Source organism: Brevundimonas sp. UBA5866 (genome assembly GCF_002432125.1).
Lineage (GTDB): Bacteria > Pseudomonadota > Alphaproteobacteria > Caulobacterales > Caulobacteraceae > Brevundimonas.
The window spans coordinates 17,379-43,367 of record NZ_DJFS01000043.1; the positions used below are offsets into that span (position 1 = coordinate 17,379).

Here is a 25,989-nt window from a genome sequence, read left to right on the forward strand (position 1 = left end):
TCCCGTTTTCCAGAAGATATCGGAGCAGAGTCGTCGAGTGGCCGTTTCCAAGACCTTCATCGCTACGATTTCCACCGCTCTGAAGGGCACGGTGAAAGCCCCGGGTGACAAGTCAATCTCCCATAGAAGTCTGATCTTTGGCGGTCTTGCCGAGGGCGTCACACAGATCGATGGCCTGCTGGAAGGTGACGATATTCTGGCCACCGGAAGGGCAATGGCCTCGCTGGGGGCCAAGGTCGAAAAACTTGACCAAGGTCGATGGAAGGTAACCGGCAAGGGCCGCCTGCAATCACCGCAGGACATCATCGACTGTGGCAATGCGGGAACGGGCGTCCGCCTGTTGATGGGCGCTGTCGCCGGTTATCCGGTGACGGCGACTTTTGACGGCGATGTGTCGCTGCGCAAGCGACCGATGAAGCGCGTGACCGGCCCGCTGGCCGATATGGGTGCAAAATTCGATTGGAAGCAGGACGAGGACCGTCTGCCGGTTGCCGTCAGCGGCGGTGAACTCTCGGCCATCGACTATACCCAGTCGGTGGCCTCGGCTCAGGTGAAGTCTGCCATCCTGCTGGCGGCGTTGAATGCACAGGGCACGACCCGCGTGACCGAACCTGAAAAGAGCCGTGACCATACCGAACGTATGCTGAAAGCCTTCGGGGCCACGGTAGACGTACAGGCGCTTGGCGAGGGCTGGGTTATTTCGCTGGAAGGCGGCCAGACCCTGCGCGGCACCAATGTGTCGGTGCCGGGCGATCCGTCGTCTGCGGCCTTCCCTCTGGCTGCGGCCCTGATCGTGCCGGGCTCCGAGGTGACGGTCGAGGGCGTGATGCTCAATCCGCTGCGAACCGGACTGTTCGATACGTGGATCGAGATGGGCGCGGATCTGACGATCTCCAACCGCCGTACCTCCGGTGGTGAGGAGATCGGCGACATCACCGCACGATATTCCAAGCTCAAGGGCGTGGTGGTGCCGGAAATGCGCGCCGCCGCCATGATCGACGAATATCCGGTCCTTGCCGCCACCGCCGCCTTTGCCGAGGGGCAGACGGTGATGCGCGGCATCGGCGAGATGCGGGTGAAAGAAAGCGACCGTATCGCCCTGATGACGGCGGGCCTGAAGGCCTGCGGTGTCGAGGTCGAGGAAGAGCCTGAAGGCTTCATCGTTACAGGTGGTCCGGTCAAGGGCGGGGCGACGGTCGAGACCGCCCACGATCACCGCATCGCCATGAGCCATCTGGTGCTGGGGCTGGCGGCGGAGCATCCGGTGTCGGTGCTCGATCCGGAAATGATCGCCACCTCCTTCCCCGGCTTTGTTACCTTGATGAACGGGCTGGGCGCGAAGATCGCATGAAGTCGCCGCTGCCAAACATCCCGTCCCATGTGGTCATGGCCCAGATGATGGCGGGATTTTTGGTGCTGGCGGGCTTCTTCTTCGTGCGGGCGCTGTTCAGCTGGATGGGCGGCAGCATGCCCGCACGTTCGGGCGCAATCCTCAGATCCGAAAGCCCCGAACTGTTCGCGAAACTTCTGGGCCAGACGGTGTGGTTCGGCGTCGCTATGCTGGGCGTGGCGGCGGCATGCGGCCTGATTTCGCGTCATCTGAAGCCGAAACCGTGAGCGGGCGCGTGAAACGCGTTCTGGGACGTCTCAAGGACTTCCTCGCTACGGCCTTTCTGTTCTGGCTGACGTGGGTCTGTGTCAACGGTTTGTGGGACAGTATCGAGCTTGGGTATTTCAAAGGCCGTTACAGTCGCGGCTTATACCTTAGCGACAACCCTATTGCCTTTTGGTTCTGGAGCGGCTTTTTCGGGCTCGGAACAATCCTCGTGGGTGGCATGGCCGTTTTGCCTCTGGGTCGCCTGCGTTAATCTCACCAGAAAGTAGAGCCCTGTCACAGTCTCTCGTTATCGCCGTTGATGGACCTGCCGCTTCGGGCAAGGGCACCATCGCCTCGCGTCTGGCCGCCCACTATGGCCTGCCGTACCTCGACACGGGGCTTCTGTACCGTGCCGTCGGGATGAGCGTGCTGGCCAAGGGCGGCGATCTGGACAACGAGGCGGAGGCCGCACAGGTGGCGCGTGATCTGGACGCCAGCGGTCTGTCGGATGATACCAGCCTGACGACGGGCGAGGCCGGCGAGGCCGCCAGCCGCGTGGCCAGCCATCCGGCGGTGCGTGCGGCCCTGCTGAAGTTGCAACGCGACTTTGCCGCCCAAGATGGCGGGGCGGTTCTGGACGGACGCGACATCGGCACCGTCATCATGCCCGACGCGCCTGCGAAACTGTTTGTGACAGCCTCTGCCGAGGTGCGGGCCGAGCGTCGCTGGAAACAGCTGACCGCCCGCGGAATCCAGATTTCCTATGAGGATATGCTTGCCGATATCCGCAAACGCGACGCCCGCGACGCCGGCCGCGATTCCGCGCCGATGGTTCAAGCGGACGACGCTATCTTGCTGGATACGACCGATATGGGTATAGAAGCGGCCTTCGATGCGGCCCGCCGCATTGTCGAGACAGCGCGCGCAAAGCACGGTCTCTGATCACCAAGGCCCGGATGTCGAGGACATCTCCGCCCGATCGGAACGATTGTTCTTTGTAATTTCAACGCACTGATCGTCGGCAGCCGTGGGCGTTACGGGTTTGAGTTTCAAGCCGCCTTGGCGTGCGCCCCGTATCGTCCAACCTACCGAAAATCCGAATTCACCCCCTTCGCGCAGGGCGGTCTGGTCATCTGGCCATTCCGGTTCTGGGCAAAGACCCTTCCATCAACCCCAAGAGTCATATGACCGAAACCCTTAACCCCACCCGCGATGATTTCGCCGCTCTGCTCGACGAACAACTGCAAGGCCGCGACCTTGGCGAAGGCCAAGTCGTTCACGGTCGCGTTGTCGGCATCGAAAAAGACATCGTCATCATCGACGTCGGCCTGAAGACCGAAGGCCGTATCGCCATGCGCGAATTCGGCCAAGGCGAAGGCGCTGTCCTGCCGAAGGTCGGCGACAACGTCGAAGTTTACCTGGAGCGCGTCGAGAACGCGATGGGTGAAGCCGTCATCAGCCGCGACAAGGCTCGCCGCGAAGAAGCCTGGACCCGTCTGGAAGCCGTCTTCGCCGAAGGCCAGCCGGTCAACGGTGCTATCGTCGGCCGCGTCAAGGGTGGTTTCACCGTCGATCTGGGCGGTGCTTCGGCCTTCCTGCCGGGTTCGCAAGTGGACATCCGTCCGGTTCGCGACGTCACCCCGCTGATGGGCAAGGAACAACCGTTCGCCATCCTGAAGATGGACCGTCCGCGCGGCAACATCGTTGTTTCGCGTCGTGCGATCCTGGAAGAAGCCCGTGCTGAACAGCGCACCGAGCTGGTCGGTCAGCTGGCCGAGGGTGAAATCCGCGAAGGCGTCGTCAAGAACATCACCGACTACGGTGCGTTCGTTGACCTGGGGGGCATCGACGGCCTGCTGCACGTCACCGACATGTCGTGGAAGCGCGTGTCGCACCCGTCGCAGGTTCTGGCTGTTGGCGACACCGTCAAGGTCCAGATCGTCAAGATCAACCCGGACACCCAACGTATCTCGCTGGGCATGAAGCAACTGCAGTCGGACCCGTGGGACGGCGTGGAAGCCAAGTATCCGGTTGGCGCCAAGTACACCGGCCGCATCACCAACATCACTGACTACGGCGCCTTCGTGGAGCTGGAGCCGGGCGTTGAAGGTCTGGTGCACGTTTCGGAAATGTCCTGGACCAAGAAGAACGTCCACCCGGGCAAGATCGTCTCCACCTCGCAGGAAGTGGACGTCATCGTCCTGGACGTCGACAGCGCCAAGCGTCGTATCTCGCTGGGCCTGAAGCAGGCTCAAGCCAACCCGTGGGAAGCCTTCGTTGACGCCCACCCGATCGGTTCGACCGTCGAGGGTGAAGTCAAGAACGCCACCGAGTTCGGCCTGTTCATCGGCCTGGACAACGACATCGACGGCATGGTCCACCTGTCGGACCTGGACTGGAACGTGTCGGGCGAAGAAGCCATCCAACGCTACCGCAAGGGCGAGGTCATCAAGGCCAAGGTCCTCGACGTTGACGTTGAGAAGGAACGCGTCTCGCTGGGCGTCAAGCAACTGGGTGCCGACCCGATGGAAGGCGACGTCTACAAGCGTGGCCAGCAAGTGACCGTCACGGTCACCGCCATTGAAACCGGCGGCATCGAAGTCAAGTTCGGTGAAGAAGACGCTCCGGTCACCGCCTTCATCCGCAAGTCGGACCTGTCGCGCGACCGCAACGAGCAACGTCCGGAACGCTTCAACGTGGGTGACCGCGTGGACGCCATGATCACCACCGTCGACAAGGCTACCCGCCGCGTCTCGGTCTCGATCAAGGCTCTGGAAATGAAGGACGAACAAGAAGCCATCGAGCAGTTCGGTTCGTCGGACTCGGGCGCTTCGCTCGGCGACATCCTGGGCGCCGCTCTGAAGAACGCTTCGAAGGACTAATCCTTCAAGTGGCCTGAGCTACGGCCTTTAGGGCTGTAGTCCAAGAAACGGGGGCGATCGGAGACATCCGGTCGCCCCTTTTTCTTGCCGTGGACAGGGCCCTGTCACGCTTATGGCAAAGGTTAATCGCAGAAAATCGTTATCCGAGATGCGATTTACCCCTTTATTCCAAAGTCATCAGGTGTTTAGGTGTCATCCCGATGATGGCGAATGACGCCGAGGAAGCACGGGCGGGGGCCTTGAATGATCAAGTCCGAACTGATCGAGAAGCTTGCAGCGGAAAACCTGCACCTCACGCATGCCGAGGTAGAGCGGGTGGTTAATGTTATTCTGGGGCAGATGACCAACGCACTGTCAGAAGGCGGTCGGGTCGAGCTTCGCGGCTTTGGAGCCTTTTCTGTCCGCAGCCGTCCGGCGCGCTCTGGCCGCAATCCCCGCACGGGCGAGACGGTCGAGGTGCCGGCCAAGGCTGTGCCGTTTTTCAAAAGCGGTAAGGAACTTCGTCTGCGTCTCAACGCTTCCGGGGATGCCTGATCCCGCTATAAGCGTTCGGGTGTACTGACTGAAAGGTGCGGCCCACCAGCCGGGCCTTTGCCCTTAGGGAGATACCCATGAGCCTGGCTGGCGAATTCAAAGAGTTTATCGCGCGCGGCAATGTCGTCGATCTTGCGGTCGGTGTGATCATTGGTGGCGCGTTCGGCAAGATCGTCACGAGCCTGGTCGATCAGGTCATCATGCCTCCGATCGGCTGGCTGATTGGCGGTGTTGATTTCGCCGAGCTGAAATACACCCTGCCGACAAGCCCGCTGAATCCCAATGGGGAACCGGCTGTCATCGAGTACGGTGCCTTTATCAACACCTGTATCCAGTTCCTGATCGTGGCCTTTGTCATCTTCATGATGGTCAAGGTTGTGAACCGTTTGCGCCGCGAACAGGCTGCCGAGCCGGAGGCTGCGCCGTCGTCTACCGACGCCCTGCTGATCGAGATCCGCGACGAACTCAAGAAGCGTCCGTAAGGGGTCGGCACCCAACAGATATGAAAACGGCCACCGGATCGCTCCGGTGGCCGTTTTTCATGGGTAGAGTAGGGGGGCTTAGTTGGAAGCCGTTTCCCAGGCCGGGGGGCAACCCTCAAAGTCACCGGCATCGACCACGGTCAGTGTCTTCATATTGAACGGCATGGCCGGACGCATCGATTGGCGGCCGTGGCCGGTATAGAGGTCGATCTTGGTCCCGCGAATGGCACCGCCTGTATCCGAGGCATACCAATAACCGTCATGTACGGTGCCGTCGGGCATTTTGAGGCCGACAGTCTCGCGGATGAAAAGGCGGGTGCGGCGCGGGATGACGCGGGGATCGGTGGCTACGGTGCGCATGGCGACCGGGCGGCAGCCCAGCGAATCGTTGCCGGTCGCACCGCCACCACCTGCGTGATAGAGGCGGACAGAGGCGCGCCAGTCGGGGTCGGCTTCCAGGTGAAGTTTCTGCTCGTCAGTCAGATCGACGGCATCGGTTTCCGCATCAGCGGCAGCTTCAACGACAGCAGCGTCTTGGGCGACGACAGCTTCGTATGGGACGGGTTCGCCCGAACCGGCGAACGAAATGGCCCACAGGGCAGCCAGAGCGGCAACCGCATTCAACATGGAAACATCGTTTGGCAGCACCGACACCATTACCCCGTCGGCAGCGCCGCTTGTGCCGTCTAATTGTGGCAAAATAGTGTTAGTAGAGATTAGCCATCACATCGCCATTGATGAGGGCGGAATTGCGACAGCAACACTATAGGTTGCGGAATGATATTCCCAGTTCATGAATAAAGTAATTATGCGATATGCTGATCTTCAACTTGTCTTGGATTTTGAAATTTTATCAGTTCACGCCTCTGTGAAATCTTTATTGCGAAGATTTCAGATCGTAAATGCGAATGGACCGGTCATATAGATTTCTTTAACCAGCCGGAATCGCTCGTTTTGCGGCGCGATAGGCGGGGTTGATTGTGGCGACCTGCCCGGGAATGGGGTAGATCGGCACACGATTTCACCCTTTCCACCGGGAATACGCCATGAAGCGATCCGCCAAACGTCTGATGATCTCCGCCGCCGCATTCGCGCTGCTGGCGATTCCGGCCTCGCAGGTCATTGCGTGGGGAGCTTCGGGGCACCGCGTCATCGGCGTGGTCGCCATGCAGAGCCTGCCCGATACGCTTCCGGCCTTCCTGCTGACGCCGGGTGCGGCTTCGGATGTTGGCGAATATTCGCGCGAGCCGGATCGCTGGAAGGGTGGCGGCCAGCCGCACGACCGCGAGCGCGACACCGCACACTTCATCGACATGGATGACGAAGGCCGTGTGATGGACGAGCGCGGCATGAAACTGGATGCCTTGCCGCGCCTGAAGTCTGAATATGATGCCGCCCTGACCCGTGCGGGTCTGGATGTCGATAAGGCGGGCTATCTGCCCTATGCCATCATCGATGCATGGCAGAACCTGGAGCGTGACTTCGCCTATTGGCGCGTGCTGAACGCCGCCGAGGCCCGCGAGACCGATCTGGCCAAGCGCGAATGGTACCGCGCCGACCGCTTGCGCCGCGAGCAGCTGATCCTGCGCGACATCGGCGTGCTGAGCCACTATCTGGGCGATGCGTCCCAGCCGCACCACACCACCATCCATTTCAACGGTTGGGCGGGTAAGACCAATCCCGAAGGCTTCACCACCTCGCGCCGCACCCACGGCACGTTTGAAGGGGCCTATGCCTCGCGCGCCCTCAATCCCGTGACGGTCAAGTCGTCCATGTCGCCGCTGAATGTCGAAGGGTTCGATGTAAAGGCCCGTACGGTATCCCTGTTGAACACCACGCTGGGCACGGTCGTCCCCTTCTACCGTCTGGAAAAGGACGGTGCTTTCCGTGATGCCGATCCGCGTGGCGCACAATACCTGAACGAGCGTCTGTCGGCCGGTGCCGAACAGGTGCGCGATTTCACCGTCGCCGCATGGAATGTCTCCGCCACGGCCTCGGTCGGCTGGCCCGCCGTGAAGGTGGCCGAAGTCGAGGCCGGTTCGGTTGACCCTTGGACCTCTATGGTCGGCGAAGACTAAAAACTTACCGCTATTGGTCGCAATGGGCCGCTCCTGCCTTCGCAGGGGCGGCCTTCGCGTTTAAGGAAGCGCACATGAGCGTACTTACCCCTCCCGTCGTCATCCTCGACCGTTCCCAGCTGGCCGACAACATCGGCTCGGTCGCCCGCGTCATGGCCAATTTCGGCCTGTCGGAGCTGCGTCTGGTCAATCCGCGCGATGGCTGGCCGCAGGAACGCGCCTGGGCCACGGCGTCCGGCGCGGACTGGGTGCTGGAAGGCGTGAAGGTGTTCGACACCGTGGCCGAGGCCATCCACGACCTGAACGTGGTGTTTGCCACCACCGCCCGCCCGCGCGAGACGCGCCAGCCCGTGCGGACCCCACGCGAGAGCGCCCGCATCCTTTATGACGAGACGGCGGCGGGCCTGAAATGCGGCCTGTTGTTCGGGGGCGAGCGTGCGGGCCTGGAGACGACCGACATCGCCCTGTGCGCCGGTATCACCACCATTCCGATCGATCCGCGCCACCACTCGCTCAATCTGGCGCAGGCAGTGGCCATCAACGCCTATGAGTGGCGCACCCTGATCCTCGATGCCCCGCCGCCGCGCTTCCGCGAGATCGACCCGCCGGCCTCCAACGACCTGCTGATCGGCATGTACGAGCATCTGGAGACGGAACTTGAGAACGGCGGCTTCTTCCACCCGCCGGAGAAGAAACGTTCCATGAGCCAGAACCTGCGCGTCATGCTGGGCCGCGCCCAGTTCAGCGAGCAGGAAGTCGCCACCTTCCGTGGTGTGATTCACGCCCTGGCCAAGGGCCGTGGCCGCGTGCTGGCCAAGATGGCCGCCAAGGCCGCCGAAGAGGCCAAGAAGAAGGAAGGCTAAGACCTATCGGCGGCGGGGAAGGTGGAGCGCCTCGGCCAGGCGCTCCAGCCCCGTGGCCGGTACTTCTGTTGACCACAGCTCTCCCGACAGGGCGCGCTTGCGGCCTTCGTTGAACAGGGCCTCCATCGCGGCGGTGTCGAAGTTCAGCAGGTTGTTTGCACGAACGGCATTGGGAATGGCCGCTGTCTTCAGAGGAATGCCCTGCGCGGCGCACAGGGTCGTGGCCGTGATCAGCGACTGGCGATAGGAAAACCGCAGCATGGCCTCGAAGCTGCGTGTCATCACGGCGGGCAGGTTGGGGGCCACGGGGCGCGGCTCTGGATCCAGCATGGTGTTGACGATCACGTGCACCCGTCCGCCCTTCAGCCGCTTGCCCAGCTTGTTCCAGCGCAGCAAACCGTCGGGTATGATGAACAGCGGGGCCGAGACGCCGCCGTCAACATGCATTTCCTCATAGATGCAGCCATCGTATTCGGTGGTGATGCGGTGCGGGCTGAAGATGCCCGGCAGGCTGGCCGAGGCGACCAGCACCTCGCGGAACAGTTTCAGCGCGCCGTCGCCGCCGTGGCTGGCGATCGCGCCCATGTCCCAGATACAGCAGGCCTGATGGTCCAGATCGGTGGTGGCCACCAACAGGCGTCGCCCGCGAGCATGCTCCTGCGCCACGGCCTCAATCAACTTCATGTCCACGAACGGCTCGATCAGGCTGTGCAGGGCATCCGATTTCAGCAGCCCCCCGCTGAACATCGGGGCCATGCGGCGCGGGCTGAGCAACTGTCTGGCATGGCCGCCGGTATAGGCGTCCTTCAGTTTCCCGTCCCATGCAGGCCCCAGGAAGGCGAGGGGGGCGATCAAGGCGCCGGTACTGACGCCTGTCACCAGCGCGAACTCGGGACGGGTGCCGCTCTCGGTCCAGCCGGTCATGGCCCCGGCCCCATAAGCCCCGCCTGCCGCGCCCCCGGACAGGGCCAGAATGTCGAACCGGCCCGATGTCCACCCCGAGCGAGGCAGGGATAGCCTGTCCGCCGCCATCGCCAGCGAGTTCTCCGCCGCGGAGACCGTCAGCCGGATGTCCTTGAAACCCTTGACCTCGGCATGGGCCACGGGGGCGCAGGGCAGGCGACGCCCGCGACGTGAACGGACAGGCTGGGCAGGCTGCGGCAGATCACTCATGCCTACAGCCTTGCCCGCCGTCCTCAGTCAACGCAAGCCGTTGGCTTGTGACGATCAGCAGTCCAGAGGCTCGAAGATCATATGGGGTGTTCTGATCCCGTAAGGACCGCGCAGAACACCGTTGCATTCGATGATGCGATAGCCGACCTGCTGGGTGTAGGTGTCGTCGGAGTACCAGGTGTAGGTTCCGGGAGGCCAAGGTGCGACTTGTGTAACCGCCGTTGTGGGGGCGGCGGCGGCCAGTAACGTCAAGGCGGTTAGTGCACTGATCTTATTGAACATCATACCCTCCGATCCTTAATTGAGATATCAACAGTATATTAAATAAGGGTCGGAGGATAGGTGTTGGCAACTCAGGCCTAATAGCCCCGTGCGACCGCCAGACGGTTCAGGTGATAGTGGCTGTCGCCCAGCGTCTCGTTCAGCACCCGCACACGTTTCATGAACAGGCCGATGTCGAACTCGTCGGTCATGCCGACGCCGCCGTGCATCTGAACGCCCTCCTGCACGGCCAGTTCGGCCACGCGGCCCGCCTTGGCCTTGGCGACGGAGGTGGCGAGGTCGGCTCCCTCCTTGCCCTCGTCGACGGCTTGTAGCGCGCCCAGCGTCGCCGCCTTGGTCAGCTCCAGCTCGGTATAGAGGTGGGCCGCGCGGTGTTGCAGGGCCTGAAACTCGCCGATCAGCTTGCCGAACTGCTGGCGGGTTTTCAGGTATTCGACCGTGATGCCAAAGGCTTGGTCGCCCGCGCCGTTCAGGCTGGCGGCGGCGACGGCGCGGCCAAGGGATAGCGCCTTGTCCAGCGTCGCCTGTCCGGCCCCCGCCTCCCCGATCAGGGCGTCGGCATTGACCTCGACATCCTTGAAGCTGATGCGCGCGGCGTTGTGGGCATCGACCATGATGGTGCGCTCGATCTCAACCCCTTGGGTCGCCGGATCGACGAGGAAGAGGCTCAACCCCTCGTCGGTCTGGGCGGCCACGATCAGGGCATCGGCGATATGGCCGTCCAGCACCATGGCCTTGTCGCCGTTGATGCGGAAGCCGTTGCCGCTGCGCTCGGCCCGGGTGGCGATCCTGTGGGGGGCGTGTTTGACGCCTTCGTCCACGGCCAAGGAAATGATGGCCTCGCCAGCCGCGATCTTGGACAGCCAGAACTGCTGGTCGGCATTGCCCGCCTCGGTCAGGACCGTGGCCGACAGGACCGAGGTGCCGAGGAAGGGCGAGGGCGTCAGTGTCCGGCCAAGGCTCTCGGCGATCACGCCCGCCTCGACTGCGCCAAGGCCCGACCCTCCATGCGCCTCGCCGATGATCACACCGGCAAAGCCCATCTCGCCAAAGGCCTGCCACAGATCGCGCGACACGCCATCGGCATCGCGGCTGTCGCGCAGCTGGCGCAGGTGTTTGATCGGCGCGTTCTCGTTCAGGAAGCCGTCCACGGCGTCCTTCAGCATCACCTGTTCTTCAGTCAGGATCAAAGGCATGGCTCAGGCTCCCGGCAGGTTGAGCAGGTGTTTGGCGATGATGTTGAGCTGGACCTCGGTGGTGCCGCCCTCGATGGAGTTGGCCTTGGTCCGCAGCCAGCTGCGGGCTGTGTCACCCTCTCGGGAGCGTTCGCCCTCCCACTCCAGCGCCTCATAGCCACACGCCGACATCAAAAGCTCGAATCGGCGCTTGTTCAGTTCCGACCCATAGTATTTCAGCACCGAGGCGAGGGCGGGGTGGGCCTGTCCGGCCTTCATGCGGTCCACCGCGCTGTCCATGGCCAGCCGGAAGGCCGCGCCGTCCAGTTCCCATTCGGCGATGCGGGCGCGCAGCATGGGATCATCCAGATGCCCCTGCGCGTCGGTGCCGATGCTGTCGCGGGCCACCTCGCCCAGCGGACGGCCCATGCCTTCGCCCATGGCCCCGATCATGGTGCGCTCGTGCGCCAGCAGGTATTTGGCGACGTCCCACCCACGGTTCAGTTCGCCGACGAGGTTTTCCTTCTCGACACGTACATTGTCGAAGAAGGTCTCGCAGAAGGGCGACTTGCCGGAGATGAGGGTGATGGGGCGGGTCGAAACGCCCGGCGTCGTCATGTCGAACAACACGAAGCTTATGCCCTTGTGCTTGTTCGTGGGGTCGGTGCGGACAAGGCAGAAGATCCAGTCGGCCTTGTCCGCATACGACGTCCAGATCTTCTGGCCGTTGACGATCCAGTGGTCGCCGTGATCCTCCGCCTTGGTTTGCAAGGAGGCGAGGTCGGACCCCGATCCCGGCTCGGAATAACCCTGACACCAGCGGATTTCGCCGCGCACGATCTCGGGCAGGAAGCGTTTCTTCTGCGCCTCGGTGCCGAACGCCAGAAGCGCCGGACCCAGCATCCAGATGCCAAAGCTGTTCAGCGCAGGCTGGGCCTTGATGCGGCGAAGCTCGCTGGCCAGCACCTTGGCCTGTTCGCGCGACAGGCCGCCGCCACCGTATTCGGCGGGCCATTCCGGCGCGGTCCAGCCGCGCGATCCCATCCGCTCCATCCAGAGCTTGTGGGCGGGTGTCTTGAAGGTGGCATTGCGGCCACCCCAGATCATGTCGTTCTCGGATTCGATCGGCCCGCGCACCTCGGGCGGACAGTTTTCCTCAAGCCAGCGCCGCACCTCGGCGCGGAACGCTTCCAGATCGCTCATAACGGTCGTTTCCCCTTGATCGCAGCCTCTTGCGGGCTGCCCTCGGGAACGACGTTATCACAAGGGTTTCGATTGGCTACTGTCTATGACGGTGCCAGCCGATCACCCCTTCGTGGGCAGGAAGGGCGAGAAGGTGATGACGGTGTAGGTGTCGCGGATGTTCGGGCGCGTCTGGACCTGTTTGGTCACAAAGGTGCCGATGTCCATGTCCTTGGGCAGGTGGAATTTGGCCAGCAGGTCGTGATCGCCCGAGATCGAATAGACCTCGCTGATGTGCTGGACGTTATCGACCAGATCGGCCGCCACATCATTGGCAAAGCCCAGCTCGCATTTGATGAAGACGAAGATGGCGGTCATCATGGTGGCAACACTCCCTTTGGTTTGTGTGCCATAGCGCGGGGGAAGGCAGTGGCCAAGAAAAAGGGCGCTGCGGTGGCCCGCAACGCCCTTTGATCCGTCAGCGTGAAGCGAAGTCTTACTTGGCTTCCAGCTTGGCCTTGTGCGCGGCCTGACCGGCGACGATCAGGTCAGCGGCTTCCTGGGCCGAGCCCCAACGGTCGATCTTCACGAACTTGCCCTTCTCCAGATCCTTGTAGCGGGTGAAGAAGTGTTCGATCTGCTGCAGCTGGATTTCCGGCAGTTGCTCGTACGAGGTGACGTCCTTGTAGAAGGGGGTCATCTTGTCGACCGGCACGCACAGGATTTTTTCGTCGCGGCCAGCTTCGTCGGTCATGATCAGCACGCCGATCGGCCGCGAGCGAAGGACGCTGCCCGGAACGACCGGATACGGGGTCAGGACCAGAACGTCGCACGGGTCACCGTCGTCCGAAAGGGTGTGCGGGATGAAGCCATAGTTGGCCGGATAGACCATCGGGGTCGACAGGAAGCGGTCGACGTACAGAGCGCCCGATTCCTTGTCCATCTCGTACTTGACCGGCGCGCCGCCAGCCGGAATCTCGATGATGACGTTAACGTCCCAAGGGGCATCCTTGCCGACCGGAATGGCGTCGATGTTCATGTTCGTGCTCTATTGCAGATGCGAAAGAAGTTGGCGGGCGTGATAAGCTTTGCGACGGCTCACGGCAAGCTTCGCTTGGCCGCAAGTCGACCTACGTCCAGAAATCTGTTGAGGTAGACCACCATGATGATGCTCGACTGGATTGCTCTAGGTGTCTTCCTGCTGGTCTGGGTGGGGTATGATCCCCTGCTGGGCGCAATCGCGCGGCAGGCAGGTTCCTTGAACAACGACATGCTGGTGGTGCGCGATGCGTGGATGCGCGCCATGACGGTGCGCCAGCTGCGGTTGGTGGACAGCCAGCTGATGGGCCACACCATTCACTCGGCGTCCTTCTTTGCATCGACCAACCTGATTTTGATCGCTGCCGTGGCCGGTGTGCTGTTCGGTGGCGAAAACGCCATTCGCGGCATTATGGCAATCAGCCACGAGGCCTCGCCTGTACGGATGCTGGAGGGCAAGCTGGCGCTGGTCCTTCTGACGCTGGCGCGCGGTCTGCTGGACTTTGTGTGGGCCCTGCGGCAGCTGAACTATACGGTGGCCCTGATCGGTGCCGCGCCCGAGATTGGCGACGATGTCGACCGCGATGCATTCGGTGCGGCCGTGGGCAAGGTGCTGAATCCCGCGCTGTCCTCGTTCAACAGGGGGGTACGCGGCTATTATTTTGCGTTAGCAGCCGCAGCATGGTTGTTCGGCTCGATCTGGCTTCTGCTCAGCGTCGTGTCGGTGATGGCCCTGCTGCTGTGGCGTCAGTCCGCCTCGCCGGCGGCTCAGGCCGTACGGGCGGCCCGGCGCATGCTGGAACGCTGATAGTTCTGGAATATTACAACCTTAGTCGCAAAAATCCGTGCGGGCGACCACCGAAAGTCACGCAATTTCGGCATTTTGTGACAGCTGATGAAACAAGCTGTGAAAGAAGGTCGCGAATCCACGGTTGATATTTTGTGCGCTGCAACCTAAGTTGATTTTCGACGCTTTTGAGCGTCTCGCCCTTCCTGGGCGTTTCCTCCCTATAGACTTTCCAAGCCGCGCCGGTATTTGGCGCGGCTTTTTTTTATCCGGCCCTGGGGATTTCCGGGGCGGCGGCGTCGCAGAACTCTGCGATGACGCGCTTCAGGGCGGACTGCGTACGCTTCCAGCCTTCACCGGGGGTATGGGCGGCCTCATCCCAGTAGAGGCGCCGGTTCACCTCGATCTGCACCGCATGGAAGTCTTCTTCGGGCTGTCCCCACAGCTGGGTCGCATAGCCACCGGCATAGGGCCGGTTCAGGCCCACGCGCCAGCCTTGCTGCTCGAACAGCATGCGCAAGGTGCGGGTCCAGAGTGCCGCGCAACTGGAGCCGTGCCGGTCGCCCAGAACAATATCGGGGCCGTGGGGCCCGGTGGCGCGCTCGGGCATGGAATGCCAGTCGATCAATATGGCACGGCCCGTTTGCAAACGCGCACTGTGCATCAGATCGGATAGCTGGCGATGATAGGGGCGGTGAACTCTGGCCAGACGGGTCTCCACCTCCGCCATTGTCAGGCGGCGGTCGTACAAGGCCTGCCCGTCGCTGCTGTTCCGGTGCAGAACGCCATAGCCGGCCACCGTCTTCGGACCCGGCCGTTTGATGGGGCAGTCGGCGATCAGCGACGGGTCCAGATCGCTCTCGGCACGGTTCAGATCCACATAGGCCCTGCCAAACCGGGCCAGTAACAGGCTGGCCCCGTGGTCAGCCCCGCAAGCGATCAGACGATCCACAGCGGCATCTTCGACCGAGCGCAAGCGGGCATGGCCCACACAGGCCCCCATATCGTCCGGATAAAAGGTGCCCGAATGCGGTGAACAGAAGACCAGTGAAGTCGGTGCGCCGCCTGTGGCACGGACAAGTTCGAACGGCGCATAGCCTTCCGTCCGCTCTGTGTCGCTGTCGGCGTGCAAATCCATAAACACGCCTTAGCCCAATTCGTTTTCTCCGTCTCCCGCGCACGATTCCGTAGTGCGTCGCAGCCGTCCTTCATTCGCGGTTTACAGGTCGGTGTTAGGTGATTGGCTCGGACGTCCAAAATTTAGAGACCACAATGGCGCGCATCCTTCTGGCAGAAGATGATTCCTCACTCCGCGGCTTTCTCAAGCGCGCTTTGGAACGGACCGGACATGATGTGGTCGATTGCGAAAATGGCGATGAAGCCATCGATGCGCTTCAGGATCAGTCGTTCGACCTGCTGCTGACCGATATCGTTATGCCCGGTGCAGACGGCATCGAGGTGGCCCGTAATGCGACGGCCCGTTATCCCGAAATGAAGATCATGTTCATTTCCGGATTCGCGGCTGTCGCGCTGACGGCGGCACAGGCCTCTCCGCAGGCCAAGGTGCTGGCCAAGCCTGTGCATCTGAGGGACCTCGTGGACGAGGTCGACCGTATGATTGCAGCGTAATCTCAAAAATATCGGAAAAGGTTGAAAAAACCTCTTGCCGATTCCCGAAAAGGCGGGCTATACGACCGGCCTTCCCGCCCACCAAGGCAACTTGGACGGGCCGCAGAAAAGGCGGACGCGTAGCTCAGCGGGAGAGCACTACGTTGACATCGTAGGGGTCACAGGTTCAATCCCTGTCGCGTCCACCATTCTTTTCAAGCATTTAGCGCCTTTAGCTGCTGATTGCCCCCATAAAACCCCCCCAGAAACAGTTGCGAACGCCAACGCATGGCCCGCTATCCTGATACTGTCAGCCGAGCGGACATACCTACGGCCCACCAGCTCGAACTTGTCTGCAGGTGCGGTCACCGCGTAGGGCCAGCATGGGCACTATGGCCGCTAGAAATTCAGCGGACACCGCTTCGAAAGCTGCAGCCTCGAATGAAATGCGAGAAGTGCGGGGAGCGCGGGCCGACCGTCCGGATCTACGGGTTCGGAAGCGGAGGCAGCGAGATCGAATTCTGGCGATGGCCCCAGGAACAATAAGGGGACGGGAGTGGCGCATATTGCCGGGCCACACACTCCTCAACAGCCGGCTCTGTATTTGCAGAACGACGGTTGGCATGACAGGTTCCCACCATGTGCAACCTCTATCGCCAGCGATCCGGCCCCCAGGCCATCATCGACCTGAGCCGCGCGTTTCGGAGTCTCGTCGGCAATCTCGCGCCGGGCGACATATATCCGGACTATCCGGCCCCCATCGTGAGGATGGACGGTGACGAACGGGTGCTGACAACGGCCCGCTGGGGCTTGCCCTCGCCAGCATTTGCGCTTGAAGGGAAGAAGACCGACAAGGGCGTCACCAACGTCCGCAACACCAAAAGCCCGCACTGGCGACGATGGCTGTCACCGGAGCATCGATGCCTGGTCCCCTTCACGGCATTCAGCGAGCCGGGTCGTGACGCCGAAGGCAAGTACAGGCCTGTCTGGTTCGAACTGCCCGACCGGCCGGAAGGGCTGGCGTTCTTCGCCGGGATCTGGGTGCCCCAGTGGACCAGCGTCCGCAAGCTGAAGGAGGGCGAAGTCACGGCCGACCTCTTCGCATTCCTGACGACGGAACCCAGCGAGCCGGTGAAGTCCGTTCATCCGAAGGCCATGCCGGTCATCCTGACCGAAGCCGAAGAGATCGAGGCCTGGATGAACGCGCCCTGGGAACTGGCGCAGGAACTCCAGCGACCGTTGCCCGATGGCGAGCTAGTTCAGATACTTGAGTAGATGGTGCCTGGACAAAAAGCCGAGCCCGAAAGCCGCATGCAGTGGTCACGCATGGCCTTGCGGTGCCAATCCGCGACCTTGGGTCACATATCCGCTCGCCGCTATTCGACGGCCAATACATAGGTCTCGAGGGAGAGCGAATGAAAGCCCTGGCACTGAAGGTACTGATCGGCATCGGGACGGCTGCCTTGCTGGCTAGCGTCGGCCTGATGATTTGGATTGGTTTCGCGATGTCTGCACGCGGCGGCTGATAATGATATCCAACCCATTGTCGATTTAATCGACCGTCTGGACGTCAAGAGCCGAAACGACAAAAGCCCGCCCCGGACGAGCCGGAGCGGGCTTGTTTAAATCAGGCGTGCCTGTGGTCCTGCAAGACCAAGCTTTAGCCCCCGCCCGATCAAAAGCCCGGGCACGATCTCCACTTGGCGTGGATTTGCCGCATAGGATTATGCGGCCGCGGTCTATGGCGGCGCAGCAGTCCGTTTTGGACAACTCAGCCCTTTCATGCCCATTTCGACGTGCCACCGGCACAGGCGGGCCACGGTGGCCCACCCTCGCTCGCCCCAGACCTCCAGTGCGATGTCGTGGGCATCCAGGGCCGCCTCGCTTTCCACCGCCGCCGGATCAAGCTGCGGCTTGGCCTCAACCTGCAGGTCGGCAAGAGGCGGGAAGATCTGCGTCCCGTAATCCTTGCTGGCGCAGCCGCTCACAAGCGAGAGCGAGGCGACGAGGACCAGGGGCAGCATCAGGCAGCGAAGAGACCGCATCGGTCAGCTCCTTTTCGCGGTTGTAGATGATGACGACATCACTCATCCGCTCGACGTCGGCTCGTTCGGACGCCTTGCGGTTCTTCTCGAGCGCCCGCGCTCGGGCCTCTGCGTCGCGCCTGGCCTGATCGGCCTCGCGCTTGCTGTGGTACGAACAGGTGCCCAGAAGCAGCAGCAGGCAGACTGCGGCCGCGATGACGGCCCAGCCCAGAGCATTGATGGAGCGGGCGACAGTGACGAACCCGGTTCGCCCTGCGGCCAGAAGACCTGACAGCCACATCACGGATACACCTTGCGGTCGAGCTCGTAGTGGGGGCCGTCACGAAGCCGCGGCCAGTCGCCACCCCAGATGATCGGCACATCCAGCTCCCTGGCCGCCTGCCTGAAAGCCTCCGCGATCTTCGGATAAAGGGGCCAGTCCCAGCGGATGGTCCCGCCCACCCAGGCGGCAACATCGACGGCATGCCCGGTCAGGTGCCTGCTGTTCTGGGTCCGGCTGGCCCCCGCAGCGACGAGGGATTTCTGGCGCTCCGCCGTGCGAAGCCCCTCGATGACGGTGAAGTCGACCGAGGTGATCTGGATGGCGCGCTCGACCACGCGGACCAGATCGGGGTGAACGCCCCTCAGGTTCGCACGCGAACGGGCACCAAGGACAAAGCCCATGGCGGTCTCCAATTCTGTTGATGTCAGACTTGCCGCTTCGGCGGCACGGCGGCCCTAGCGGCCGCGCGAGATCTGCTTGAGGCGGGCGACCAGCTCCGGCGTTGCGGGCAGGGCGAGCCGCCCGTCTTCAACGCCGTCCAATCCGTCCGCCTTGCGCAGGATGAATTTGAGATTGCGACCCAGCAGATAGACCGCCAGACCGCCAACAAACATCAGGTCGGCATAACCGACCGGCTGGCCATAGAACCGTGACGGTCCGGCCAGCACCAATCCGGAGGCGCAGACGATCAGGCCCACGCGCTGACAGCGGGTGACCCGCGCCCCCCAACCCACAATCGCTGTCAGAACGATGACGCCTACGATCAACGCCACCAGAACCGCACAGATAAGGGCTGTCATTTCAACGCTCCATCATTGTTGCCGCCGATGGTGACGGGACCGGCCTGAATACGGACCAGACCCAGCGGGTCACGGCTGTACCGGGCCAGGGCCTGGGCGAGGCCGGACAGGGTCACCATGCCGAACGTGCCGGTCAGGAAGCCGACCAGCACCGTCAGTTGCGTCGGCAGAGGCTGGCCGCCGAACAGGAAGTATTCGATGGCCAGGACAATGGCCGGAGCCACCCAGAACACGCATGCCAGCCCGGTCACGATCGACACCAGGCGTCCGCGAACAGTCAGCCCCTCGCCGAACACCATGCCGAGCACGGCACCGGCCGCTCCCGGCACAAACGGCAACACCATACGCACGACATCCGCCAGCGCGCCGCCGGGCGGTGGAGTCTCGGCCATTTGCGGCCTCCTTGTTTTCGATAGACTCAATGGGCGCGCCGGCCACAAAGGCTGGCACCCTGAAAAACGCTCTCGACCACAGGAGAGCTGTTGTGGCTGTCTCGCTCCGGGGAGGACTAACTTATGAGCATCGATCCCAGTGCGCTGGTAGGCACCCTGATCGGGGCAGTTCTTGGCGGCGGAATAACGTGGGGCACTCAATACGCGCATTATGAGCTTACCGAGCGCCGCAGGTTAGGCAGAGAGCTGCATCGTCTGCTCCACCATCCCCCGGAATTCGATGTCAAAGTTCACGAGATCATGTTCGTCTACAAGCCGGACAGTAGGCCATACAGACTCTACACCGACTACATGGCCGGAATGCACAAACACGACGAGACATGGCGGTTTAATCAACGCCACAAGATTGTCAGTGCCATCGCAAGATCCGCATTCCGGCGAGAGCCGAGCGTGAAGTCTATTACCTAGACAACCTTGCGCACGGCGGCGCTGACGATCTCGACTGCCCCCGCAACGCCGGTGTGCGGGGTGTTCTTGAAATAGATCCAGATGTCGCAGCGGGCGTTTTCGCCGACCGCCAGCGCGTGGGTCAGGGTCAGCGGCGGGGTCCTGATGGTGGCGCGTACAGGCGAGACCGTCCAGTCATCCGAAACGAACGTGTAGCCGCCGTAGGCCGTCTTCCAGACGCCGTTCTGCTGGATGGAAAAAAAGGGCACGATCCCCGAACAGCCCGGCAGACCGCCCGGCACGTCCAGCTCGACCACGAACTCGACCCTGTCCCCCGCCTTCAGGTGTTCCTGATACGGCAGGCCATACTGGGTGACACCGATGATGGTCTGCCAGCCACCCGTGACATCGCCCGAATATTCGACCCTCTGGGCCACCAGACCGGACGCGTCATTGATAACCTTGCTGACGGTGACGGAAAGGCCGCTGATGTCCCCGCCACCCGCCGACAACACAACGGTCCAGTTATCGGCCATCTGGCCGGTCACCGGCGCATTCACGACACCGGTCGCGCCCGAGAACATCGGGTTCTGGTTGAGATAGCCGCCCTCGTTGGCGACGGGCCAATAGTGGTCGGTTACGGTCGGCAACTGACGCGCGATCGGTTGTCGCAAAGTCAGCAGATAGTCGGCCACGGGCTGCGACATGTAGCGCACGCCGATAGCCATGGGGTGAAGGCCGTCATAGGTGAAACCGGCGCGCGGAGAGTTGTCGAGCGAGTAGGGGTCGCCAAACACCGCAGAGGGGTCGATGACCCTCAGATAGGGGAAGTTCGCTTCCTGCTGGCGGATCCATTGGTTGATGGTGTTCATCCAGCCATAAGCCAAGGTGCCGGGCGTGGTCCGCGGCAGGATCGTCATGGCCAACGTCAAAATACCGGCGTCGGTGAGTGCTTTGTAGATGCCGGCCAGATTGGCCTTGGTGGCCGCGACATCGCCGCCCAGGTCATTGGTGCCGATCAGGACGACGCAGGTACCAGCACCGCTGGCGATGACCTGAGGCACGCGCGCCAGAGCGCCGGCCGTAGTGTCACCGGCAACGCCGAAGTTCAGGCTTTGGTCGGACTGGAACGCCTGACGGGTGAGTGAGGGTACCCAGAACAGCATGCCACGAGCGGTGTTCCTGATGTTGTCGGCATCATTATAGACCGCCGAAGCCGTGATGCTGTCACCGAGGAATGCGACCTTGTTGTTGACCGGCACGCCCAGCCGCGCGATCCGGCGATCAATGGCTTCGAAGGCCTGTCGTCCAAGCGATTTGTCCGGTTGGTTCGCCCCCGACGCCGGAACACCTTCAATGACATAGTCGCGCAGAAACGCGCGGCCAAGATTGGCGATCTCGCCCATGAAGCACCTGCTTGTTTGATATTGAATAAGGGTGCCCGAAGCGCCCGTCAATTGGAAGATCGCAGCTATCTGTCGCTACGACATGATAGGCATTTCGACGCCGCCGCCGCCCCAGCCCGGGGGAGGTTCAGGATTGGAGGGATAGCCGCCCTCGTCATCGGACGTGGACTGCCAGCCGATCAGGTAATACGAACCCGACGACATATTGTTCGGAGCCGGTGCAGCCTCGGCCACATAGCCGGTATCGGCACGCCAGAAGACGCCGTAACGTGTCGAGCTCGATAGACCCTCGAGCACGCCCGTGGGGAACTCTAGGTACTCGCCCGCTGGGCCATAGGCAGTGAATGCCGAGACCGTTATGCTGCTTCCATCCGATGAAAGCGGATACATGATAGACAAGGACCGCAGCACTTTGGCCGCTTCCTGATTTGCAGGGGTCGGAACCGGACGCTCGATGTCGTCCGGAAGTTCGCCCTCTTCCTCCTGCGGCACCCAGCTGTCGATTTCCGGTCCCGCCAGAACGACATCCAGCGTGACGCGACCGGCCGTCAGGTCCATGTCGATATTGGTCACTTCGACCACGACATCGGCCATGGATGCCAGTTCGCTGTTCCGGATGCGGACATAGCGCTGACCAAGGGCGTTCAGGCCATACAGCCCCAGCATGATCTGCCCGCGCCTCGGCGCGTTCAGACGCAACATCTTGCGCTTGGCCAGCCTCATCGCCTGGGTGCGGGAGGGGCACCAGGGGACGTCGAACGGCTCCGAACGCACCCGGCCCAGATCGCGGATATCGCTCTCGTCACGCCACGCACCGACCTCGACCGAGGTGTAATCGTGCTCGGCGCTGACGTGTGAGACGATCAGCTCGTTGACATGCTCCTCGTCAGGCTGGAAGGCCTGCCAGGTGTAGCCTTCGATATGGGCATCGGTCAGGGTCAGGACCGGCTCCTGATACCGGCCAGCCTTGACGATCAGATGCCCCTTGCCGTTGGTCGACAGCCAGCCGTCCATTACCGACAGGATCGACGCGCGCACGGCCGCCGGCTCGAGCGTCACCGGATAGTTGCCGGCCACACGATACCTCGGCTCGGTGCCGCCCGCCTTGAGCGGGACCAGCTGGTCGCAATAGTCGGCCTCTTGCGTCAGCAGCGTCAGCGACGGCGCGATGCAGCGATCCCACGACCGTCCGAACCTGTACCATTCCAGGTGAACCAGCCAGACGACCGGATTCTCGCAAGGCTTCCAGCTGGCCTCGTTGTCGCGCGATTGCGACGGATCGCGCCAGTCGTAACAGACGGGCACGCCGACGATCGACGGGATCGGTTCGCCGTTCGGGTGATGACGGGGGAAGCTTTCTCGCGAGCGGTGCTGGGCGAAGATCGCCAGCGAGGCGATGCCGTCACCGCGCGCATTGGAAGGCCACCATTTGCTGAAGGTCGGGTCGAGGATGGTGTGACGGGTTTCTCTCGGCTGGCCGAGGCGGGTCGAGATCTGGATCAGGTCGCCGGTGCCGTAGCGCTCATTGGCCTGCCCCTGGACCCAGCCGGCGCTGTTCAGCGTGACCTTGTCATCGTGCAGATAGACCCCGTCGATCCGCGCCAGGCGGCCCTCGCAGATGGCGATGACGGCACCGTACTTGTTGCCAACCGTCTCGCGCAGCATGTAGGCCCCCGACATCCGCGACGGGCCGCCCACGGCGATGAACCGTTCCGGCCGCGACTGGCGTCGGGTGATCTTCTGGCCTTCGGGGTCGGGCAGGTTGGCGCGGGCCACCGCGGTCATGCCCATGCTGATGCCGGCATAGATGACGGCCTGCGCCCCGTAATACAGGGTGGCGCTGATGACGGCGTGCGCCGTGGTGCCGTACCCGGCGGCGGCGAAGAAGGTCGAATAGGCCCAGTTGGCAAATGCCGCCGCAGCCGCCGAGATAGGCTCAGACATTCGGCACTCTCCATGCTTTGATGACAGTCTCGGGGCGCACGACCGTCAGGCCGCGACTGGACTTGATGGCCCAGCCCCTGCCGAGACAGATGGCGGCGAAGGTCTGGTCATAGATGCGGACCAGACCGACATCCCCGCGAACCGGGTTCGCGCATGTGAAAAGGCCGGCGCGTTCGGCACCGGCCTCGACGACGGCCTGAAGGCCACCGTTCCGTTTCAGCAATCGTTCGCGTCCGAGCGCCGTGCGGTACCTGCCACGCCATGGCTCGGCAGGGTCCGGACAGCCACAGGCCATGATCCAGTCGGCGACATTGAGAACGCAATCGCAGACCCCATCCTCGAACGGCGTGGCCGCCATCCGCTCGAGGAACCGGTCTAGTTTCCCGGCCATACGATGGTGCTTTCCACGGTGTACGCCGCCACACGCGCACAGAAGGCGTCGTCAGGCGAGCGTCGCCGCTGGTCCGCATCGGTGTAGTAGGACAGGGCAGGTCGGGTCCGGTCGGTGAAGGCCGTCCCGACCGAAAGGGTCACGCGGCGGACAACTTCGCCGCCATCGCTCGAACGGTTGACCGACGGGACGTCGGCATGGCCCTGCCATAGCCAGGACACCGTATCGACGGCCTGCCAGTCCGCATCGAAGAAGACGATCCCGACATGCACGCTGGCATCGCGCACTTCATCGACATCGCGGTCGGCAAGTCTGAGGGTCCGGTCATCCGTGCCGTTCAGGGTGAAGTCGACGCGCTCTGCCGTGCCACCGATCAGCTGACGCAGGGCCGGGATGTCGCCCACCAGTCCGATGCCCTGGTAAAGGCCGCCCATTCGGTCGACCTCGTCCGGAGCGACGAGGTAGTCGCCGAATCCCGTCCATGCCCGCACCGGACCCGAGCGGCAATCCAGATGGAAGAAGAGGGCGTAGCGCGGCGCGCCGCTCTCGCTCATGACCCTGACCTGTTCAGGGAGCATAGGGCACCTCGACAAAGACAGGGGCCAGATCGGCAAAGCGACCCAGCCGAATGGCGGACATGGATTCATGGCCGTTCGCAAGTTGCATGACGCTGCCCACCGGATCGAACTGGATCGGCGTGCCCGGCATGACGGCCTCGCGCAGCTCGGGCCGGAAGGTCACGGTCGAGCCGTGAACGCGACCGATCTGGTAACGGCGCAGACCCATGCGCGGATGAAGGATCGAGAAGACCTCTCCGCCCTTGAGCGCGACTCCGTCCGGCAGGAGGATCTGCATGCTGGTCGCGCGCAGCGGGGCATAGTGCTCCGAGGTCCCGCACCGCTTGCGACCGGAGTAGAGCGCACCGTCCGAGAACGGGGCCTGATCCGAATGATGGACCGGGTCCAGATCTCGGGTCCACGGCACGCGCGCCCCTTCGCAACTTGTGATGACGATCGGCGCAGCACCGCCGTCCATGAGGGTGTCGAGAGCGCGCGCCAGCATGATCTGGTCCTGCTTGCGCAGCCAGATACCCGACATCTCGCACGTCCAGTAACCGCCGCCGTTGAGATAGCCGGGGCGCACGCCCGCATCGACATTGACGCCGGGTTGGGTCGTGCGCCGGACCAGACGCCAGTTCACCTCGACCGCCGGGAAGAGCTTGCAGGGCCAGTGGTCCATCAGTTCACTCCTAGGCGACGATGCTGGGATTGAAGGCTGGCCATGGTCTTGCGCCCCATGACGGCACTCTGCCTGACGGCACCGGCCTGGGCCGCCTTGCCGATCCGGTTCATCTGTTCGATCAGGTCGGTCGTGACGACCGCACCCGTCAGATCGAACACGACCGGCTGCGGCGCAGCTTGCACCCGCGTGGGGCTCAGGACCTGCTGCGACAGCCGGTTGACGTTCGGGACGATCGTGCCGCTGGTCGACGGGACGAAGATCTCGGGACGCCTTTCCCCGGTCAGGACAGGAAAACCGGCCGTGACAGACCGACCCGTTGCTGCTGCGCGACCACCTGTAAAGATCGAGGCGATGGCCTGCATCCAGTTTCCACCGCCGTTACCGGACCCGGCCGTCATCGCATTGATGATCTGAGTGATCCACTGCTCGACGCCGTTCCAGGCCGCCTCCTGGAAGCGGCGACCGGCCTCTTCCCAGACATTATCCGCACGCAGGACAGACACGATGGTCTGCGCGGTGTTGCGTGCATCCTCCGCACTGTAGAGGGCATCGAACTCACCACCCGCCATGGCGCGGGCCTCGGCTTCCGTGGCGGCCAGCTTGAGCCGCAGGATTTCCAGCGTGCGCTGCTCGATGAACAGACGCCGCTCGGCATTCCTGATGGCGGTCTCGTCGCCCTGGGCGTGGGCCAGCTGCGCCTGATAGGACAGCTGGTCCATGGTGCGGTCCAGCTGCAGCTCGGCGGCCTTGCGCTGTTCTTCGGCGATGTTCTCGAAGATCTTCTCGAGCTTGGCGGCAGCATCAGCCGCCCGCTCGCGGGCCTCGGCCATGTCTTCGGCCCGGTTCAGATATTCGAGGTGCTCCCGCGCACGCTTGGCCGCATCTTCATAGCCAGCGGATTCGTACTGGGCCGTCAGGCGGGCCAGCTCCTGACGGCGCTCGGCGGCCTTGATGGCTGCCGCATCACCGCTGGCGCGGGCAATGTCGATGGCCAGCTGAAGCGAAAGCTGTTCGCGAGCCTCGGACTGGCGTTCAGCCGCATCACTGCTTCTGCGGCTGCTTCCGCTGCTCCCGCTGCCACCTCCGGTCTGCAGGTCGGGCGTGAGACCGAAGTCACCGGCGCTGCCCAGGGCAGCATTGACCGCCGACTCCACCTCACCCTCGGCCTTTGCCACCGCTTCATCGGCAGCCTTCTGAATCCGGGACAGCTCTGCCAGTCGGGCCGTGACCCGACGCTCGGCTGCCTCGATCTGGCTCGCACTGCCGCCGTTGGCCTTGAGGTCGGCGACCCTCTGGCGGGCCAGGGCCAGATCCTCCTGGACCCTGGCCTCGTCACGGACGGGAGCGGGCGCAAAGCTGGCCAGCCCCAAGCCGACGGC

30 protein-coding genes, 1 tRNA gene and 1 pseudogene are annotated in these 25,989 nt (G+C 63.0%); 14 read left to right on the forward strand and 18 right to left on the reverse strand.

Annotated elements, in window-relative coordinates:
• Positions 1–58 precede the first annotated feature (58 nt).
• The 7 genes from aroA to mscL all read left to right on the forward strand — a co-directional run bounded on the left by aroA (position 59) and on the right by mscL (position 5,495).
• Entirely contained in the window at positions 59–1,351 is a 1,293-nt protein-coding gene (aroA, locus tag B3H86_RS04980) for a 3-phosphoshikimate 1-carboxyvinyltransferase (protein WP_292051642.1), read from the forward strand.
• Positions 1,348–1,617 carry a hypothetical protein gene (locus B3H86_RS04985; RefSeq protein WP_292051587.1) on the forward strand — a complete coding sequence of 90 codons (270 nt, stop codon included), beginning with the start codon at positions 1,348–1,350 and terminating at the stop codon, positions 1,615–1,617. Before aroA ends, B3H86_RS04985 begins: the two co-directional genes overlap by 4 nt.
• A gap of 8 nt (positions 1,618–1,625) precedes the next feature.
• A complete protein-coding gene (locus B3H86_RS04990) occupies positions 1,626–1,868 on the forward strand; it encodes a hypothetical protein (RefSeq protein ID WP_292051645.1) in 243 nt (80 codons plus the stop codon).
• 20 nt (positions 1,869–1,888) lie between these two features.
• Positions 1,889–2,539 (forward strand): (d)CMP kinase, encoded by a 651-nt coding sequence (cmk, locus tag B3H86_RS04995; RefSeq protein WP_292051644.1) that lies wholly within the window; start codon positions 1,889–1,891, stop codon positions 2,537–2,539.
• Positions 2,540–2,781: 242 nt separating this feature from the next.
• The gene (rpsA, locus tag B3H86_RS05000; protein WP_292051588.1) at positions 2,782–4,479 is read left to right on the forward strand and encodes a 30S ribosomal protein S1; all 1,698 of its coding nucleotides are present in this window, start codon (positions 2,782–2,784) and stop codon (positions 4,477–4,479) included.
• A 243-nt stretch (positions 4,480–4,722) separates the two neighbouring features.
• Positions 4,723–5,013 (forward strand): integration host factor subunit beta, encoded by a 291-nt coding sequence (locus tag B3H86_RS05005; protein WP_292051589.1) that lies wholly within the window; start codon positions 4,723–4,725, stop codon positions 5,011–5,013.
• Between the two features lie 77 nt (positions 5,014–5,090).
• Positions 5,091–5,495 carry a large-conductance mechanosensitive channel protein MscL gene (mscL, locus tag B3H86_RS05010; RefSeq protein WP_292051590.1) on the forward strand — a complete coding sequence of 135 codons (405 nt, stop codon included), beginning with the start codon at positions 5,091–5,093 and terminating at the stop codon, positions 5,493–5,495.
• 78 nt (positions 5,496–5,573) lie between these two features.
• On the opposite strand, the gene B3H86_RS05015 is transcribed toward mscL, so the two are convergent.
• Entirely contained in the window at positions 5,574–6,122 is a 549-nt protein-coding gene (locus B3H86_RS05015; RefSeq protein WP_292051591.1) for a 3D domain-containing protein, read from the reverse strand.
• A gap of 419 nt (positions 6,123–6,541) precedes the next feature.
• Between B3H86_RS05015 and B3H86_RS05020 the strand changes: the two genes are divergently transcribed.
• A complete protein-coding gene (locus B3H86_RS05020; RefSeq protein ID WP_292051592.1) occupies positions 6,542–7,573 on the forward strand; it encodes a S1/P1 Nuclease in 1,032 nt (343 codons plus the stop codon).
• A 74-nt stretch (positions 7,574–7,647) separates the two neighbouring features.
• Positions 7,648–8,436, forward strand: coding sequence for an RNA methyltransferase (locus tag B3H86_RS05025; protein WP_292051593.1), 789 nt, complete (start codon positions 7,648–7,650; stop codon positions 8,434–8,436).
• A 3-nt stretch (positions 8,437–8,439) separates the two neighbouring features.
• On the opposite strand, the gene B3H86_RS05030 is transcribed toward B3H86_RS05025, so the two are convergent.
• The 6 genes from B3H86_RS05030 to ppa all read right to left on the reverse strand — a co-directional run bounded on the left by B3H86_RS05030 (position 8,440) and on the right by ppa (position 13,287).
• Complete coding sequence (locus tag B3H86_RS05030) at positions 8,440–9,609, reverse strand: patatin-like phospholipase family protein (protein WP_292051594.1); 1,170 nt, start codon at positions 9,607–9,609, stop codon at positions 8,440–8,442.
• Between the two features lie 54 nt (positions 9,610–9,663).
• Positions 9,664–9,891 carry a DUF6289 family protein gene (locus tag B3H86_RS05035; RefSeq protein ID WP_292051597.1) on the reverse strand — a complete coding sequence of 76 codons (228 nt, stop codon included), beginning with the start codon at positions 9,889–9,891 and terminating at the stop codon, positions 9,664–9,666.
• Positions 9,892–9,968: 77 nt separating this feature from the next.
• Positions 9,969–11,087: an acyl-CoA dehydrogenase family protein gene (locus B3H86_RS05040; protein ID WP_292051599.1), complete on the reverse strand. Its 1,119-nt coding sequence runs from the start codon at positions 11,085–11,087 to the stop codon at positions 9,969–9,971.
• A gap of 3 nt (positions 11,088–11,090) precedes the next feature.
• A complete protein-coding gene (locus B3H86_RS05045; RefSeq protein ID WP_292051600.1) occupies positions 11,091–12,269 on the reverse strand; it encodes an acyl-CoA dehydrogenase family protein in 1,179 nt (392 codons plus the stop codon).
• A 102-nt stretch (positions 12,270–12,371) separates the two neighbouring features.
• Positions 12,372–12,629, reverse strand: a complete 258-nt coding sequence (locus B3H86_RS05050; protein WP_242914443.1) for an Lrp/AsnC family transcriptional regulator — start codon at positions 12,627–12,629, stop codon at positions 12,372–12,374.
• A 115-nt stretch (positions 12,630–12,744) separates the two neighbouring features.
• The gene (ppa, locus tag B3H86_RS05055; protein WP_292051604.1) at positions 12,745–13,287 is read right to left on the reverse strand and encodes an inorganic diphosphatase; all 543 of its coding nucleotides are present in this window, start codon (positions 13,285–13,287) and stop codon (positions 12,745–12,747) included.
• 123 nt (positions 13,288–13,410) lie between these two features.
• Here ppa and B3H86_RS05060 point away from each other — a divergent pair, with 123 nt between their 5' ends.
• A complete protein-coding gene (locus tag B3H86_RS05060; RefSeq protein ID WP_292051607.1) occupies positions 13,411–14,094 on the forward strand; it encodes a DUF599 domain-containing protein in 684 nt (227 codons plus the stop codon).
• A gap of 244 nt (positions 14,095–14,338) precedes the next feature.
• On the opposite strand, the gene B3H86_RS05065 is transcribed toward B3H86_RS05060, so the two are convergent.
• A complete protein-coding gene (locus B3H86_RS05065) occupies positions 14,339–15,211 on the reverse strand; it encodes an N-formylglutamate amidohydrolase (protein WP_292051609.1) in 873 nt (290 codons plus the stop codon).
• 134 nt (positions 15,212–15,345) lie between these two features.
• On the opposite strand from B3H86_RS05065, the gene cpdR reads away from it, so the two are divergent.
• From cpdR to B3H86_RS05080, 3 genes are all read left to right on the forward strand, one after another.
• Positions 15,346–15,702 (forward strand): cell cycle two-component system response regulator CpdR, encoded by a 357-nt coding sequence (gene cpdR, locus B3H86_RS05070; RefSeq protein WP_292051612.1) that lies wholly within the window; start codon positions 15,346–15,348, stop codon positions 15,700–15,702.
• Between the two features lie 113 nt (positions 15,703–15,815).
• Positions 15,816–15,890, forward strand: a tRNA-Val gene (locus tag B3H86_RS05075).
• A 430-nt stretch (positions 15,891–16,320) separates the two neighbouring features.
• Positions 16,321–16,956, forward strand: a complete 636-nt coding sequence (locus tag B3H86_RS05080; protein WP_292051614.1) for an SOS response-associated peptidase — start codon at positions 16,321–16,323, stop codon at positions 16,954–16,956.
• A 645-nt stretch (positions 16,957–17,601) separates the two neighbouring features.
• Here B3H86_RS05080 and B3H86_RS05085 read toward each other — a convergent pair.
• The 4 genes from B3H86_RS05085 to B3H86_RS05100 are packed head-to-tail and all read right to left on the reverse strand — an operon-like array spanning position 17,602 to position 19,180.
• Complete coding sequence (locus tag B3H86_RS05085; protein WP_292051616.1) at positions 17,602–18,006, reverse strand: hypothetical protein; 405 nt, start codon at positions 18,004–18,006, stop codon at positions 17,602–17,604.
• Positions 18,006–18,389 carry a M15 family metallopeptidase gene (locus B3H86_RS05090; RefSeq protein ID WP_292051618.1) on the reverse strand — a complete coding sequence of 128 codons (384 nt, stop codon included), beginning with the start codon at positions 18,387–18,389 and terminating at the stop codon, positions 18,006–18,008. The genes B3H86_RS05085 and B3H86_RS05090 overlap by 1 nt, the downstream gene beginning before the upstream one ends.
• A gap of 54 nt (positions 18,390–18,443) precedes the next feature.
• Positions 18,444–18,788, reverse strand: coding sequence for a hypothetical protein (locus tag B3H86_RS05095; protein WP_292051620.1), 345 nt, complete (start codon positions 18,786–18,788; stop codon positions 18,444–18,446).
• Positions 18,785–19,180 carry a hypothetical protein gene (locus B3H86_RS05100; protein WP_292051622.1) on the reverse strand — a complete coding sequence of 132 codons (396 nt, stop codon included), beginning with the start codon at positions 19,178–19,180 and terminating at the stop codon, positions 18,785–18,787. Before B3H86_RS05100 ends, B3H86_RS05095 begins: the two co-directional genes overlap by 4 nt.
• Positions 19,181–19,303: 123 nt before the next feature.
• Here B3H86_RS05100 and B3H86_RS05105 point away from each other — a divergent pair, with 123 nt between their 5' ends.
• Entirely contained in the window at positions 19,304–19,648 is a 345-nt protein-coding gene (locus tag B3H86_RS05105) for a hypothetical protein (RefSeq protein ID WP_292051625.1), read from the forward strand.
• Here the strand turns inward: B3H86_RS05105 and B3H86_RS05110 are convergent.
• From B3H86_RS05110 to B3H86_RS05135, 6 genes and pseudogenes are all read right to left on the reverse strand, one after another.
• Positions 19,645–21,033 (reverse strand): SGNH/GDSL hydrolase family protein, encoded by a 1,389-nt coding sequence (locus B3H86_RS05110; RefSeq protein WP_292051627.1) that lies wholly within the window; start codon positions 21,031–21,033, stop codon positions 19,645–19,647. The genes B3H86_RS05105 and B3H86_RS05110 overlap by 4 nt on opposite strands.
• A 75-nt stretch (positions 21,034–21,108) precedes the next feature.
• Entirely contained in the window at positions 21,109–22,977 is a 1,869-nt protein-coding gene (locus B3H86_RS05115; RefSeq protein ID WP_292051628.1) for a hypothetical protein, read from the reverse strand.
• Positions 22,970–23,368 carry a DUF6950 family protein gene (locus tag B3H86_RS05120; RefSeq protein WP_292051629.1) on the reverse strand — a complete coding sequence of 133 codons (399 nt, stop codon included), beginning with the start codon at positions 23,366–23,368 and terminating at the stop codon, positions 22,970–22,972. Before B3H86_RS05120 ends, B3H86_RS05115 begins: the two co-directional genes overlap by 8 nt.
• Entirely contained in the window at positions 23,353–23,946 is a 594-nt protein-coding gene (locus tag B3H86_RS05125; RefSeq protein WP_292051631.1) for a hypothetical protein, read from the reverse strand. Before B3H86_RS05125 ends, B3H86_RS05120 begins: the two co-directional genes overlap by 16 nt.
• On the reverse strand, positions 23,936–24,607 hold the full coding sequence (locus B3H86_RS05130) for a hypothetical protein (RefSeq protein WP_292051633.1): 672 nt from the start codon (positions 24,605–24,607) through the stop codon (positions 23,936–23,938). The genes B3H86_RS05125 and B3H86_RS05130 overlap by 11 nt, the downstream gene beginning before the upstream one ends.
• Positions 24,607–25,989: pseudogene (locus B3H86_RS05135) on the reverse strand (hypothetical protein); the annotation flags it as partial. The pseudogene B3H86_RS05135 and the gene B3H86_RS05130, both read right to left, overlap by 1 nt.